We start from the raw sequence: 1,043 nt of genomic DNA, 5'->3' as shown, positions 1-1,043 counted from the left end.
CTACTGGGACTATCTGCGCGATGTGGATGCCATCCTGCGCCGGTTTGGCTCACGCCCGCACTGGGGCAAGATGCATTTTCTGGACACCGACGACGTGACCGCGCTGTACCCGCGGGCGGAAGATTTCCGCGCCCTGCGGCGCAAGCTGGACCCGCAGGGGCGCTTTCTAAACGACCACGTGCGGGCGCTTTTGGGTTAAGTGCAAAATAAGCCCCCAGCGCTTATTGGACAAGCACGATAAGCTAATAAATCAGTAGCAAAGGCTTCAGGTTGTTCCCGCTGGCGGTGGAGCAACTTTGGGGGCCAGATCCACCCCGCTGAGCTGGCCGATGATCTGCGGCAGCATGGGCACGTACTTCGGCCCCGCACCACCGCCCACGGCCAGCGCAAAGGAATTTTTCACCGCATTGCCCAGCGGATTGGCCACACCCGCAGCGTCGGCCATGGACTCCAGGTAGCGCAGGTCCTTGAAGGCGTTTTGCAGGGTGAACTTGTGCGCGTCCTGGTTGCCGTCCAGCGTGTAGCCCATGAAGGTTTGGTAGAAGCCGCAGTCCATGCGGCCACCACGGATCACCGCATCCACGCGCTGCGGCGTGATGCCCACCGCCTGCGCGACCGCCAGGGCTTCGGCGTACAGCGCCGCGTAGCCCAGCGAGATAAAGTTGTTCACCAGCTTCATGCGGTGGCCGTCGCCCGGGCCGCCGATGTGCACCACCTTGCCCGCCCAGGTGGCCAGGATGGGCTGGATGCGGTCAAACGTGGCCTGGTCGGCACCCACCATGGTGTCCAGCGTGCCCGCCCAGGCTTCCTTGGGCGTGCGGCTCAGCGGCGCGTCCACCAGGGTCACGCCAATGGCGGCCAGCTCGGCGGCCAGGGCCACGGTGGAGGTGGGGTCGGCGGTGGAGCAATCGACCAGCACCGAGCCCGCACGCAAGCCACTGGCCAGGCCGTTCGGGCCGCGGATGAGCGCCTCCACGTCCTTGGAGCCGGTCACACACAAAAACACCACCGTGGCCTGCGCGGCCAGCGCCTGGGGCGAGTCG

General features: G+C 65.9%; 2 protein-coding genes. One reads left to right on the top strand and one right to left on the bottom strand.

What is annotated here, in order from left to right:
* The coding region (locus AC097L_RS26275; protein WP_479589625.1) for a D-arabinono-1,4-lactone oxidase at positions 1-199 on the top strand (199 nt) is incomplete at its 5' end.
* A gap of 66 nt (positions 200-265) precedes the next feature.
* Here AC097L_RS26275 and AC097L_RS26270 read toward each other — a convergent pair.
* Positions 266-1,043, bottom strand: a 778-nt coding sequence (locus tag AC097L_RS26270; protein ID WP_479589624.1) for an NAD(P)-dependent oxidoreductase, incomplete at its 5' end; no start/stop codon positions are given.

The sequence above is a fragment of the Rhodoferax sp. RT5P35 genome, from assembly GCF_056521385.1.
Note: the sequence above shows the minus strand (reverse complement) of the source record. Positions and strands in the feature narration are given on the sequence as shown.